We start from the raw sequence: 13851 nt of genomic DNA, 5'->3' as shown, positions 1-13851 counted from the left end.
CATGTTGGCCCTGGCCCAAGAACTAACCGCCAGCGATCGCTACACCGCCATCATGGTCTCCACCGAAGTCGGCCAACCCTTCAGCCACAATCCAGACAAAGCCGCAACAACATCCTAGAATCCTGACGACAGGCCGCCAGAGCCTGGTTATCCCCAAACATGAAAATCTCGTATGCATAGTGCCTTTTGCATACCTAAAATATCAAAAGCCACCAGAGCCAACACTAAGAAAACCGTCGAATCCAGATTTGCTATCCTATTTCTATGTCAATCTCAATGAGTAGTCTGACGGAGAAACCCCATGCAAATCATGATCAATCTACCGCCAGATCTCGAACAAGATCTAGTCCGACAAGCAGCAGAATCAAATATTCCGCTCCAGACCTTCATTCTCCAAGGCTTACGGCAGATAACCCAAGCATCAACTGTGTCGATGCCTCAATGGCCAGACACAATCCTATCCTTTAGTGGAGTCCCCGATTTTCCTGCCTTCGAATCCTACCGAAGTGAACTGCTTCCACCTCGCGAGTCAGAGCTATTCTGATGCAATACTTACTCGATACTTGCGTTATCAGCGATTTCATAAAAGGTGAGCCCGGTACTCAAACTCGCCTAAAGCAAACAGCCCCTACCGATATAGCCGTTTCAGTGATTACCGTTATGGAATTGCGTTATGGCCTGCTAAACAATCCTCAGCGTGCCCAGAAAATAGAACCAACAATTGTTACGTTGCTCGATTCTATAACTATTCTCCCTATGGGGATTGAAGAAGCTGAAGAAGCTGCCCAAATTCGAGCACGTCTTAAAGAGCAGGGTCAACCAATTGGGGCTTACGACATATTAATTGCGGCGACTGCTCTACAGCATAGTCTTCTCATGGTCACGGCAAATCAACGGGAGTTCGATCGAGTTCCTGGGCTACAGACAGAAAACTGGCAACAGCCCTAATCGTTTGTAATCTGAACAAATTCAAGAATTCACTACGCTAACGTGTCAGTCTACATTGCTATACTGCACGTATCATTTCGTCGGGGCTTCCTTGATGCCCAAATGGTTCAACACGGCTGGCCCTTGCCAGCCTGAAATCCATTACATGTTACCGCCCACCGCACGGTTCCCAGGCATCGAGCGCATTATCGCTCAACGCGGCTACTTCGTCGTCCATGCCCCCCGCCAAACCGGTAAAACCACCGCCATGTTGGCCCTGGCCCAAGAACTAACCGCCAGCGATCGCTACACCGCCATCATGGTCTCCACCGAAGTCGGCCAACCCTTCAGCCACGATCCAGACAAAGCAGTAACTAATATCCTAGAATCCTGGCGACAGGCTGCCAGAGCCTGGTTACCCCCAGACCTACAACCACCTCCATGGCCCCAGGTAGACGGCAACCGCATCGGAGCCGCCCTGGAAGCCTGGTGTCAGGCGTCCCCCAGGCCGTTGGTGGTTTTCATCGACGAAATCGACGCCCTTATGGATGATGCCCTCATCAGTGTGTTGCGTCAGCTACGTGATGGTTATCCCCGCCGCCCTAAAAACTTCCCGCACTCCCTGGCACTAATCGGTCTTAGAGATGTACGTGATTATAAAGTCGCCTCAGGTGGTAGTAACCGTTTACAAACAGCCAGTCCCTTCAATATTAAAGTTAAATCATTAACCCTACGAAACTTCAATCAATCAGAAATCCTTCAGCTCTATCAACAGCACACAGAAGAAACCGGACAACAGTTTACGACAGACGCCATACAGGCTGCATATGAATTAACCCAGGGCCAACCCTGGCTAGTCAATGCCTTAGCCAAAGAAATTGTTGAAGAACTTGTTCCCAATCCTGAGCAAATCATTGACGTTGGCCATATCTACGCAGCCAAAGAAATTTTAATTCAACGACAAGACACCCATCTGGATAGTTTGGCTGAACGCCTGCGAGAAGATCGTGTGAGAGCGATTATCGAACCTATTCTGGCAGGGCAATCGTTACCCGTAGTTCCCAATGAAGATTTACAGTATGTGTTAGATCTCGGCCTATGTAGGCTGGCCAATGGCGGTGGCATTGTCATAGCTAATCCCATCTATCGGGAAGTGTTACCACGGGTCCTGGCCAAAGTACCCCAAGCTTCATTACCGATGATTGCTCCATCCTGGCTAAATGACCAGGGAGAGTTAATACCAAATGCCTTACTCAAAGCATTTCTCTCATTTTGGCGACAACATGGTGAACCATTGCTTAAAAGTGCTCCGTATCATGAGATTGCCCCCCACTTAGTTATGATGGCTTTCTTACATCGAGTTGTGAATGGTGGCGGCACTCTGGAACGGGAATATGCTATTGGTACTGACCGGATGGATCTGTGTTTGCGCTATGGCAAAACCATACTGGGAATCGAACTGAAAGTGTGGCGACAAGGACGAACCGATCCACTAAAAGCAGGGTTAGAACAGTTGGATCGCTATCTGGCTGGATTAGGTATGAATCAGGGTTGGCTAATTATTTTTGACCAGCGTCAGGGATTACGGCCCATCGCTGAACGAACTACAACTGAGGTAGCAGAAACCGAGAGCAAGCGTCAGGTGACGGTGATCCGAGGATAATCATGAACACATCGATCAATACTCCTGACCCCATCAAACGCATCCGTGGTGAAGGATTTGTCGATTATACAATTACCCGTCGTCTACCCAAGATTCTGTCTACTATTGAAAAACAACTAGAAGATCATAGGCAATTAGAAGCTGCCCAAAGACTGCTTCAGTCTGTTATGGAAGGCAGCCCCATTGATACAAAAATCTTCTCTTGCCCCACAGCTTACTGGGAAAACTATCTTGATCACCTAAGCAGGTTAACCTGGAACGATCTATCGTTTTTTGATTTAGAATTTCTCTTCTATCACAGATTAAACTCCATCGCGGGCTATTTTGATAATGGTGTAGATGTCTTTTGGCCCACTCGTCAAAGGGCACTAGCCGAAGCAATTCCAGCCCTTGACTCTGGTTTAGAAAAGATTTTACAGCTATCTGACACCGATTTACTAAAGACAACCATTCGTTGTTCATTGTTTGCTAATGAAGCAGACTACAGTCAACTCATCACCTCACGAAGTGATTCTAATTTATGGAATGATCGTGTGTTACTTGACGAAAGCGACGAGTTTATCTCTTGTTTAGAGCAGCATCCTGTTAAAGGAGACATTCATATAATCGCTGATAATGCTGGGCATGAGCTCTGTTGGGATCTGGTCATGGTCGATGCATTACTCAGATCATTCAACAATATTCGGGTGATCATTCATGTGAAACCATGGCCCATGTTTGTTTCCGATGCGCTCTCCATTGATGTAGAGGAAACCCTTAATCGTTTTGTTGATGAGAATCTTTCTGAAGGTATTTGCCTAATGGGACAGCGGCTTAGGTCCGCTATGGACTGTGATCGACTGCTCATCCAGGCTGAAGCAGATTGGGGTGAACCCAGACACTTCAGTGCTTTAAATGACGACCTTAGCAACACCCTGAGTAACTCAACTATTGTTATTTCAAAAGGTGATCTCAACTATCGTCGATTTGTACAAGACCGACAATGGCCAATGGATACCCCCGTTGAAATCGCCACTTACGGAGTTCCCTTCAAAGCTCTGGCGTTGAGAGTACTCAAATCTGATGCGCTAATCGGTATTGATTTATCAATTGCCGAAACAGCCGCCGCAAAATTTGATAATTGGCGCACTCGCGGTCATTTTGCTGTGATCCAATCCCTGGGTTAATGCTGCTTTTGGCAATCTCTTAAACACGTTATCTCCCAGCCTTATAACCAAGCCGCACTAACTGCTCTCCCGCAATTTGATCACACATGGCAATCTCAGCCTCAGACAGCTTCTCTTTCCAATCCCCCACTAAACCGGATCGGACATATTGCCCATCGCCCTTTTGTTGAACCCGGCTAATATCCGCCGCCTTCACAATCTCCTTAACCTGCTGTTCATGCCATGCCAGGTTAGCAAACTGAAAAATCTGCTGTAGACATCTATCTGGGTCTGCCTTCAGCGCCTCATACCGCACCGTATGTACCCGGTTACTTAAACTGGGTCGCTCCCGAATCAGTTCGCCCCACTCCACACATTGCTTCCACTGTCGAATTGCGCCAGCCGTGCCTATCTGCGCCCAGCGTTGCTGCTTCGCCAGGGCATTGTACGACACACATACATCCCGCCCATCCCGAACCACTTCAATAATCCGAGCCTCTGGGAAACGCCATAAGATCTGCTCCCCATAGCGGATGTGCATGGGTGTCTTTTCTAAGACCACTTGCCCTGGTTTGCCATGCTGCTCAAAAAACCGATCAAACATCGCTGCAATTAGCTCTTCTGCTTGTACCAACCCACGGTTAGTTTCTGGCACCTGCAAGCGAATCGCCTTAATCAGTGACCTTAAGTCTCCATAGTCCACCAGCCCATGTAACCCATGACTATCAGGCCGATTAAGAATCTGATGCTCTCGTAAAATTCCCCGCCAAATGTCCGCAGGCTGAAAACCAAACAACAGTGGTTTCAAACCATAGCGCCGTAAAATACCTTTCCAAGACTGTAACCGTTTCTTCCACTTCCACGTTGGCATCTCCACAAACGGCTCATACACCAGCCGATAAACATGGGTTTCCCTGGGTACCGCTAAAACATCTGGATGCCCTGCAATCAACGATGTCACCCACGACGTCCCAGAACGTGGACAGCCCACGATAAACAGCTTGGGATAGGGGGTTAATTGACCCATATCAACACTTTCACCGACCTCTTGTGTATGCATAACTCAATAAAAATAAGGTTAGCAAGTGGCTGGCAGACAGACTCTTCTTAACGAATGAGCCCTAAATCCCTCTGTCTAAAAGACCATGACCTTAAGGGCGGTTCTCCTTGTTCCCTTAAGAAAATGGAGCCGGAGAATGGGGCAGGCTCTGTCCTATGCTGACGTCCGTACATTCATCAGTATACATGGCTTGGGTAGATGGAACCGGATGAAGCAACTTGGCAAACTGGATGGCACATTGGGCCAGAGTACGGTTTTGATAATGGGTATAGGCATTATCTGCAATTGCCTGCAGCGTCGATGGTTGGGCAAACGCTTGTAGCGACGATGTCACTAAATAATGATGGTTGGCCACAATCTCATCTTGAGGCTTTAAACCATAGCCATTACAAATCGGCAACAGCCCATGGGAGCAATAGGCTGCATACACTGTGGATTTCGCTAGGTTTTGAGGAAATCGTCGATAGTCAAAGATTCCTGCTAAGGACTCAGCCAGTAGCTGGCTCACCTCAGCCGCTGGTAAGAAACCAGTTCTGACTACATTTACATCCAATCCTTGATCGTCCCACTCAACCGGACGACCCACATCATAAAGGGTGTCGATATTCAATGTGTGACAAATATGATTGAGTGTCTCCGTATTGTTACGGTAAACGCGGGTGCGATCGCTACTGCCAAACACCACCAACGAACGCTTACGTGCAGCAAGCGGCTTCACCTGCCCTAACTCCCCAATTGTCGAAAAGTTAGGCACACAATTTACTAGAGACTCCGTCCATCGCGCCAGTGTCTGCTGAAATGCCACATTGTTGGTCACCACCACATCAGCTACTTGAGCCAGCCCACGGGATACCCGTCGCTGCACAAAATTTGGACAGCGAATCCGCTTATAGCGCAACGTCGGTAACTCATGAAACATCACCACAATCCGCACCCCCCTTTGCTTCAGCACCTTCAGTGCATCCACTAACCACATCGGCGCATCTAGTTTTCCCCGCAGATAGGGATAATTACTGTATTGAAGAAAAATAGTTGATATATTTTCTGGCACACGGTTCAGTAGCCCTTGCACCGTATGGGTTTCGAGTCGATGTACAGGGAACTGATCTACGTGGGGTCGCAGCTTGGGGTTGGGTCTGAATACTAAAAAGTCAGACAGAATTTGGTGGTGATTATATAGCTGGTGAGCCAGCTGTAACGCATAGTCACCGACACCATCCACATCGGGGAAGATGCGAGGCACTATTTGTAGAATTCGAGTCGGTTGAGCAGTCATAAGTGTGTAAGGAGTGTGATATTAGGAATTAATGTGTGAATGAATTCGTATAGAGAAACTGTTCCTTAGGTTGTCCCCCCCACCGTGTATACACATCTCGGAAGTGAGCTCAAAATCCTGTATTACCCCCCTTAATCCCCCCTTACCAAGGGGGGAAACTCCAGTTCTCCCCCTTACCAAGGGGGAGTTAGAGGGGGTGAGGCAACCGAAAATGCTAGTTTTCAGTACTTGTGTGTACACCGTAGCCTTACGACGGGGAACCAGATATCGCCAAGCCTTTGATATAGGTATGCAATTTACCCACATCGCCCTTACTCCAACTCCGACAGATAATCTCTCACCTGCTTCACCAACAATGGTGTCGCCTGCTGATTAAACAAATTTCCAAAGAATCCCGGAATCTTTGTCACCTCCACACCATCCTTTGCGACCACCTGCCACCCCAGCTCACGGCCAAAATACCAATCTAAAATCTGGATCTCTGCTCGGAACAACCTCACTCGTCCTGCATAGGGCTGGGGCACATAGCGTTCTGCCGCTAGCTCATTAGCCTCTTGCGCTCGAGCATAGCGATATTCGTAGGGAGTTTTGGGTTGCTCGGAATTAGAAGCTTTAGTAACAGGGGAGCTATCTTCAGAATTCACTAAGTTAGAAGAATTCTGACTCGTTTCAAAGTCTCCCAATTCTCGGGGATTTAGGGAGGCTTCAGGTGGCCTCAGCTTTTGCCAAACTTTCCCTGGCAACGAGGCTAGTTTCTCCCATCCCCCATGGTAGTAATAATTCTTGCGCACCCAAAATACGCCTAATTGCAAACGGCTTTGCAACTTCATTAGCGCTGTTTCAGGTAACTCCCCTGGTCTATAAGAATCAATCAGCACAACGCTAGCAACATCCTCGCCATCGGCCTGTAACTGTTGGGCAATTTCAAAGGCGACTGCTCCTCCCAAGCAGTGTCCACCCACCAAGTACGGACCTTTTGGCTGCACCATGCGCATTTCGTTGACGCAATCTGTTGCTAATGCCTCAACGGTGGTATGGGTCACCTCACTGCCATCAAGATCAGGTCGTTGCAAAGCATAGAATGGTCGGTCAGTTCCCAATAAATAAGAGAATCTGGCCCAAGTTAGGGCATCTGCTGAGCCGCCATGGAAGAACAAGGGTGTCTGAGCACCGTTGGTTTGAATTGGTACCAGGCTGGACCATTGAGAAACTGACTGGTCTTGACTGAGCAGTGCTGCAAACTGACGCACGTTAGGAGCCTGAAACAAGGTTGCTAGCGGTAGCGCACAGTCTAACTGCTGTTGCATCTCGTTAAATATCTGCACTGCTAATAGCGAATTACCCCCCATATTAAAAAAGCTGTCTTCCACACTGAGAGAATTCACCCCTAAAACAGATTTCCAAATTTGGGTGAGCTTTAGTTCTAACGGATTGCTTGGTGCAAAGAAACTGCCTTCTAATTGATCTCGACTGAGATTAACTGCAGAGTCTTCTACAGACTTAAGAGATTGCTCTACCACTAACAGGTCCTGTGGTGGCACGATTTCACCAACAGACTGTTCCGGATGCTCAACAATGGCCAATAAAGCCTGCTCGAACTGCTTTAACAGGATAGGTAGCGCCTGCCTATAGGGTTCATCTGCCTGCAGCATTACCGTCAGTGCATCCCCCGGTTTCACAATTACGGTCAGCCCATAGGTGCTCACCAATCCGGACTGCATCTTCTCCACCTGCAAACTACGGGCTACTGCTGTCTGCATTGGGTAATTTTCAATCACCAACAAACTGTCAAACAAACGCCCCACAGTCTCACTCCAACCCTGAATTTGGTCCAGCGAGGCATAGGCATAGCGACTGGCCATCGCCTGTTGCGACTGAAGCGTTTGTAACCAATCAAGTACAGTTTGTTCAGCCGCAATCTTGACACGCACTGGCAAGACGTTGATCAGCATCCCCACAATGGATTCCACGCCATCTAAATCTGCTTGACGACCAGAGACCGTTGCACCAAATACAACATCAGAATTGCTACTGTAGCCATGGAGAAGTAAGGCCCAAATGCCTTGTATTAGGGTATTGAGGGTGAGACGGTGCGATCGCAAAACTTCCTGCATCTTTGCAGTCACCTCAGGAGAAAAAGTAATGCGTGGGAAGACGTTTTGAGTTTTGAGCTTTTCTTCTCCTTTCAAAACTGGTAAACCCATCGGTTCCCCATAGCCTTCTAATGCCTCGCGCCAAAACTCTGCTGCTGCCGCTTCATCTTGTTGTTTCAGCCAACGTACATAATTTTGATAACTGGGAACAGCTCCTAAAACTGGCGACTGCCCCGCTAGCAATGTCTCATAGGCATCAAATACCTGATTAAATACCAGCGCCCCAGACCAGCCATCCAGCATCAGGTGATGACAGCTCCACACCAGTTCATAGTCTGTGTCACTCAGGCGAACTAAGGCAAGGCGAGAGATGGGAGCTTGATTGAGGTTAAAGCTTAGCTGCCGATCCTTCACCAGAAAATCGGCCAACGCTGCCTGCTGATCTTCATGACCACGCCAGTCTAGCTGTGTCCAGGGAATAGAAGCCTGACGCGCTACCACCTGTAGCGGCTGCTTCACGCCTTCCCAATGGACCGACGTTCTCAATGCTAGATGACGATCTACGACGAAGTCCCAGGCTTGCTGCAACAGGGTGACATTCACATCGCCACGCAACGTGCAGCGCATATGGATTAATCCATCCTGGATAGAAGTCTGCAGACTATGCCACAGAAATGCTTGCTGTAGGGGAGTTAAAGGATAAATTGTTTCAATATTATTCTTATCCATCGTTATACCTCCCCAGTAAGTTGGCCAATAAAGTCGTCTAGTTCTGTCTGATTAAATTCCGCGTCAGGAAAGTCGGATGGTGTAAAACCGCCGCTGTCTGTGTCAGAGCATTGGACAATAAGAGATTTCAGAGCACTACGGTATTGATTAGCTAAGGTTTCCAAGGTATCTGATCGATGAATCTTGGTGTCATAACGCCAGTTGACCTGCAGTTGTCCGTTGGCGACCCAGGCATTGATCTCCAAGAAATAGCCACGCCTGTTTCGTGGATCCCTCAGCGTGCCAACATCAATATCCTGGATTACCTGTAAACCTGCAGATGAGAGATCTTGCTGACCTAAATAGTTAAACAAGACTTCGGAGTCAGATGCCTGAGCCAATTTCTGTCGTATCGTCTCATTTCCTAAATGGCGCAACATTCCATAGCCAATACCCCGATCAGGAATCTGCCGCAGTTGCTCCTTGACTGATTTAAGTGACTCCCTACAGTCTTTAGTATTTCTCACCTGTAGATTGACTGGATAGGTAGTCGTGAACCAGCCTAAGGTTCGCGATACGTCGATCTCAGGGGTCATCTGTTCTCGACCATGGGCTTCTACTTCCACCCGGACAGTACCTGATGTTGTGCCCACCCACTGCAACAACGTCTGCGCCAACGCAGTCAGCAATGCATCATTGATCTGGGTGTTGTAAACAGCAGGAACAGTTTGGAGTAATGTCTGGGTATCTTCTTCACTCAGGGAAACCGAAACTGTCTGCGTTGTTCCTTCTATAGATAATGTTGTGTCATCATAATCACGCGGCAATTGGATGGTAGACTCTTCCACCTGGGTTAACCAAAAGTCAGCTTTGGCTTGTTGTGTAGCCGCCCTCAGTGTTTCAGACCAGGTCTTGAACGAAGTTGTCTTCTCAGGTAGTTGTGCAGTCCCACCTAGCAGTGTCGATAAGTCACCCAGAAGAATGTGCCAGGAAACAGCATCGACTACCAGATGGTGCAAGCTAAGCAGTAACCAGTCCGGTTGGGTTGTATCGCGCATGAACAGAGCTGCCCGCATGAGGCCACCTGCGGCTAAATTCACATTTTTGTGCAGCTTAGTGCCATGGTCAGTAATCGCCTGGACTTGCTCAGATTCACTCAAGTGTGTGAGATCTATTTGAACTAGCTGTGGTGGGCTGCTGGCATCAGCGTTGATTTGTTGGTTAGGGAAGGTCAGCCTAAGAGCATCATGGTGGGTCCAGAGGGTTGCGATCGCAACCTCCACCATCTCACTATTCACCCCGTCAGGCACCTCCACCAACATTGCCTGATGCCAGTGGTGTGCAGATTCCATCTCCTGCTCAAAGAACCACTGCTGAATCGGAGTCAGGGGTACTTCTCCAGTAACCACACCCTGGGTTGCCGCCACTTCAGGGGTAATATTTACGACTGCCGCTAATTCCGCTATCGTTGGCTGTTCAAACAGCTGGTTAGGCGCTAGCCGTAGTCCAGCCTCTCGTGCCCTAGAAACAATTTGAATGCTCAGGATCGAATCTCCACCCAGTTCAAAAAAGTTGTCGTGGATGCCAACGGCATTGAGCCTCAGCAGATCTTGCCAAATTTGAGCTAGGGTTTCTTCAATGGCATTGCGCGGAGTCTCACCTGCATTAGAGGTAGCTATCTTTGGTTCAGGCAAGGCGTTAAGATCAACCTTACCATTGGCAGTACGCGGTAGGGTCTCTAAAGGAACAATGGCCGCAGGCACCATGTAATTGGGCAGTTTAGATTTGAGGAAATCCTTTAATGCAGAAGGATTTAGAGAATCTCCATTCGTTTTAGGCACCACATAGGCAACTAGCCGTTGGGGAGAATGAGACAGCTGTTGTGCTAACGCCACTCGCTGACTGGGCGAGAGCTTCATCACCCGTTGACGTAGTTCCCCATAGCTATCTTTTGTCATGATGCACCCCCTCCCCACTGGTTGCTAACAGCTAAGAAATCGCGTTCTGCCCGTTGAGAATCCAATAAAGACTCAACAACCCGAGCGGCGCGGTGGCCATAGCGATGACAGCACTCACCCATGCGCTCGGCCTGTTTTTTATAGGACTGATCACTCAGCAAGGTCTGAATATACTGGCGTATTTTCGCTGATTGATCCTGAACAATATCGCCAGCAATCCCCAGACCGTGGTAAGCCACACGAGCTGCATCCCCATCTTGATCAAAATGCTTGAGGGAATAAACCAACATCGGCACACCAAAGTACAGACACTCATTAATGCTATTAATGCCGCCATTATTGATGACACAGTCTGCATGCTGAATTATCGTTAACTGAGGTACCCAGTTAAAGGCATAAACATTAGGTGGCAAGTTTGGTAGTTTACAAGAACTCAACTTTCCCCCCAAGCCCAACACCAAATTCCATTCTGGACAAGCCGAGACGGCCTCTATCAGCTGTTGAAGAAATCGCTGATCGGTCGTTACAAAGGTGCTACAGGCACAATATATAAGAGATCTTTCACCAGACGTATGTTTCTCAAAAAGTTGTGAAAGAGCCGTTTCTGTTGCTGACTCAACCCTTGGCTCCTGACGGTTTTCTAAAACCATAGGACCAACATAATTCATAGAGGGATGAGGGTCATGGGGAAAGTCCAGTTCCAGCGCATTAAAACAGAGAATGGGTAGTGAGCAGTGGGGATACGGTACTAACCACTGATCACGTTGATTACGCCAGGGATAGCCGATCTGTCGTGCATAGCAGCGCAGTATCGAGACTCGATCAATGCCCATGCGCCGCCAGCGCTCTCGCTGGAATTCCCACCATTTTCTCCAGCTATAGCGCCACCAACTCCACTCAATGGAGATTCGCTGTCCTGACAGTCCTTTACCTGGCACAATACTAGTATGAATGGGCGGTAGATTAGGACGCTTCCAAATAGAGAGAAACTGACACAGCAATGCTACAGAAAACTGACCAGTGACAGCCGCCATGATGTGAGGATGCATCTCCATATCAATTAACAGCAAGTCTGGAGCTAGATCCCGTATAGTCTCGACAAAGTTCTGCACACCGAGGGCATCAACTGCTCGCTGCTGTCGTTCTTGGTGTGTTCGCCACTTTTGCCAGCGGCTTCTTGGCGGCTCACCTGCTTGAATTACCCAGGGATCGAGCTGCACATAAGGAATACCTTGGGCGGTAACCGACTCCCGTAGCTGAGCCGGGCTCGCATAGGTGACTCGATGTCCAGCCTGTGCCAGCTGTTTCACCAATGCAAAACTGGCATTAAGAATGCCGGTCAGTCCTCCAGTCATACAAACAATATGGGCCATTGTCACCCTCCCTCCATTGAGTTCTTCTGTGCAATCACACACAGATCCTCAATGGGCATGTTGTGGGTAAATGGAACAGCAGCCCAAGGATCAAGCAAATCCAGGCGTTTGATGTCTTTAAACTGATTAACTCTCTCTAGCTGATACTTAAGACCCTCGTAGTCATAGCTCCACCGATGGACTTGACCCGGTTCTTCGACTGGCGCATATCCAAATTGGTGAGCATGGAATGAAAAAATAAAGCTTGGCGGTGCATCTTTTGGAATTCTGCGCTGAGCATATTTCACAAAATAATCCATATGACGATAGTTTGTGAAATACCCATTGATATGGATTCGTAAGTCTGGGACTGTGATTAATAGATAGCCATCTGGCTTAAGGATGCTAGAACAGAACTTTAGAAGGTCTATCCCTTCCTCAAAGCTAAAATGTTCAAAAACATGCTGCATTCTAACTAAATCAAACTGCCCCAATTTCGCACGATCGACCTCTCCTAGCTGGCTGATATTGGCCTGATAATATCTTTCAGCACGGTCAGGAGATAGGCCATCAGCTGAGCCCAAATCCAAGCACATAAAGCCGTCTTCAAACCGGCGGCTACCCATATCTAGCCAGCGGGTTCGACCTTCCTTTAATAGCCTTTGCTTTAGGGCACTGTCGCGTCGAAGCTTGAGTTTTTTTAGCCCCCTAACAAGAGTGTATTTTAACCATGATTCCTTCATTAACATGCTAAAAGCCCTCCCCCATTGCGTTGGCTAATAATGTCTCTGTTTTCTCAAGAGGAAGAGAGGCAAGAGCAGAAACTAAACTATCGACATCCGATGGCTGGAATGTGTTGCGAGCAATAACTACGGCTTCCTGAATTGCTTGATGGTCTTGTAGAACATCCTCAATCTCTCCTAGCTCAATCCGATATCCACGAATTTTCACCTGCCGGTCACACCGTCCTAACCATTCCAGGGTGCCGTTGGAACGATATCGGGCCAAATCGCCAGTCTTATACAATCGCCCTCTGTAGAAGGGTGGGCAATGCCCACCCTTCGGCATCACAAACGACAACGCCGTCTTCTCCGGCTGATTCAAATATCCCTGCGTCACCCCATCACCACCGACATAAATTTCGCCAATGGCCCCAATGGGAACCGGATTCAAATCCTTATCCAGCAGATAAATTTGCGTGTTGGGAATCGCCTTACCAATTGCCACAGGTCCGGGCTCAATCTGCGTCGGAATGCGATACGCTGTACACCACACAGTTATTTCAGTGGGACCATATTCGTTATACAAATCCGTAGCAGGCAGTTTGGCATAGTGATTCTGAACAAGAGTACGCGGGCAGGCCTCACCTGCCACAATCACCGTGCGGAGTTTAGCTAGCTGTTGCGGATTAGCGGATTCCAACAACAAAGAATACAGCGTCGGTACACAGAGTGTATGGGTAATTCGCTGGTGAGCAATCAAATCAGCTAGCTGCTGCAAATCTTGTTCTATGCGCTCGGGCGGTAAGATCAGAGTTCCTCCCTGACAAAGGGTACAAAAGATACCGGCAACAGAACTGTCAAAGGCAATGGATGAGAGCAACAGAAATCGACCCACAGGCTCTGGGTAAACGTGGGTGCGAGCAGTCGTAGAATGTACCAAATTTTGA

Annotated in this window: 11 protein-coding genes; 4 read left to right on the top strand and 7 right to left on the bottom strand. The window is 48.3% G+C overall.

Translation table 11 applies throughout. The annotated features are described in order from the left end of the window. Positions 1 to 301 precede the first annotated feature (301 nt). The 4 genes from DXZ20_RS33185 to DXZ20_RS33170 all read left to right on the top strand — a co-directional run bounded on the left by DXZ20_RS33185 (position 302) and on the right by DXZ20_RS33170 (position 3756). Positions 302 to 544: a hypothetical protein gene (locus DXZ20_RS33185; protein WP_163702958.1), complete on the top strand. Its 243-nt coding sequence runs from the start codon at positions 302 to 304 to the stop codon at positions 542 to 544. Then, on the top strand, positions 544 to 948 hold the full coding sequence (locus DXZ20_RS33180) for a type II toxin-antitoxin system VapC family toxin (RefSeq protein ID WP_163702957.1): 405 nt from the start codon (positions 544 to 546) through the stop codon (positions 946 to 948). The genes DXZ20_RS33185 and DXZ20_RS33180 overlap by 1 nt, the downstream gene beginning before the upstream one ends. 94 nt (positions 949 to 1042) lie before the next feature. Next, positions 1043 to 2590, top strand: a complete 1548-nt coding sequence (locus DXZ20_RS33175) for an ATP-binding protein (protein WP_163702956.1) — start codon at positions 1043 to 1045, stop codon at positions 2588 to 2590. Positions 2591 to 2592: 2 nt separating this feature from the next. Then, positions 2593 to 3756: an ARMT1-like domain-containing protein gene (locus DXZ20_RS33170; protein ID WP_163702955.1), complete on the top strand. Its 1164-nt coding sequence runs from the start codon at positions 2593 to 2595 to the stop codon at positions 3754 to 3756. A gap of 28 nt (positions 3757 to 3784) precedes the next feature. Here the strand turns inward: DXZ20_RS33170 and DXZ20_RS33165 are convergent, their stop codons facing one another. From DXZ20_RS33165 to DXZ20_RS33135, 7 genes are all read right to left on the bottom strand, one after another. Beyond that, the gene (locus DXZ20_RS33165; protein ID WP_163702954.1) at positions 3785 to 4795 is read right to left on the bottom strand and encodes a sulfotransferase family protein; all 1011 of its coding nucleotides are present in this window, start codon (positions 4793 to 4795) and stop codon (positions 3785 to 3787) included. A 115-nt stretch (positions 4796 to 4910) separates the two neighbouring features. Further along, entirely contained in the window at positions 4911 to 6071 is a 1161-nt protein-coding gene (locus tag DXZ20_RS33160) for a glycosyltransferase (protein ID WP_163702953.1), read from the bottom strand. A 311-nt stretch (positions 6072 to 6382) separates the two neighbouring features. Then, on the bottom strand, positions 6383 to 8893 hold the full coding sequence (locus DXZ20_RS33155; RefSeq protein ID WP_163702952.1) for an alpha/beta fold hydrolase: 2511 nt from the start codon (positions 8891 to 8893) through the stop codon (positions 6383 to 6385). 2 nt (positions 8894 to 8895) lie between these two features. Continuing rightward, entirely contained in the window at positions 8896 to 10830 is a 1935-nt protein-coding gene (locus DXZ20_RS33150) for a condensation domain-containing protein (protein WP_163702951.1), read from the bottom strand. Next, positions 10827 to 12203, bottom strand: coding sequence for a glycosyltransferase (locus DXZ20_RS33145; RefSeq protein ID WP_163702950.1), 1377 nt, complete (start codon positions 12201 to 12203; stop codon positions 10827 to 10829). The genes DXZ20_RS33150 and DXZ20_RS33145 overlap by 4 nt, the downstream gene beginning before the upstream one ends. A 2-nt stretch (positions 12204 to 12205) precedes the next feature. Next, positions 12206 to 12931 (bottom strand): methyltransferase domain-containing protein, encoded by a 726-nt coding sequence (locus tag DXZ20_RS33140; RefSeq protein ID WP_163665319.1) that lies wholly within the window; start codon positions 12929 to 12931, stop codon positions 12206 to 12208. 1 nt (position 12932) lies between these two features. Continuing rightward, a partial coding sequence (locus DXZ20_RS33135) for an AMP-binding protein (RefSeq protein ID WP_250566015.1) occupies positions 12933 to 13851 on the bottom strand: 919 nt, incomplete at its 5' end.

This window comes from Adonisia turfae CCMR0081 (genome assembly GCF_011009555.1).
GTDB lineage: Bacteria > Cyanobacteriota > Cyanobacteriia > Phormidesmidales > Phormidesmidaceae > Leptothoe > Leptothoe turfae.
The sequence above is the reverse complement of the archived record's forward strand: the minus strand, read 5'-3'. Positions and strand labels throughout refer to the sequence as shown.

Coding starts and splice junctions, on each gene's coding strand:
- DXZ20_RS33140 (WP_163665319.1), bottom strand. CDS start 12,931: ATGTTAATGAAGGAATCATGGTTAAAATACACTCTTGTTAGGGGGCTA.
- DXZ20_RS33185 (WP_163702958.1), top strand. CDS start 302: ATGCAAATCATGATCAATCTACCGCCAGATCTCGAACAAGATCTAGTC.
- DXZ20_RS33165 (WP_163702954.1), bottom strand. CDS start 4,795: ATGCATACACAAGAGGTCGGTGAAAGTGTTGATATGGGTCAATTAACC.
- DXZ20_RS33180 (WP_163702957.1), top strand. CDS start 544: ATGCAATACTTACTCGATACTTGCGTTATCAGCGATTTCATAAAAGGT.
- DXZ20_RS33145 (WP_163702950.1), bottom strand. CDS start 12,203: ATGGCCCATATTGTTTGTATGACTGGAGGACTGACCGGCATTCTTAAT.
- DXZ20_RS33150 (WP_163702951.1), bottom strand. CDS start 10,830: ATGACAAAAGATAGCTATGGGGAACTACGTCAACGGGTGATGAAGCTC.
- DXZ20_RS33155 (WP_163702952.1), bottom strand. CDS start 8,893: ATGGATAAGAATAATATTGAAACAATTTATCCTTTAACTCCCCTACAG.
- DXZ20_RS33160 (WP_163702953.1), bottom strand. CDS start 6,071: ATGACTGCTCAACCGACTCGAATTCTACAAATAGTGCCTCGCATCTTC.
- DXZ20_RS33170 (WP_163702955.1), top strand. CDS start 2,593: ATGAACACATCGATCAATACTCCTGACCCCATCAAACGCATCCGTGGT.
- DXZ20_RS33175 (WP_163702956.1), top strand. CDS start 1,043: ATGCCCAAATGGTTCAACACGGCTGGCCCTTGCCAGCCTGAAATCCAT.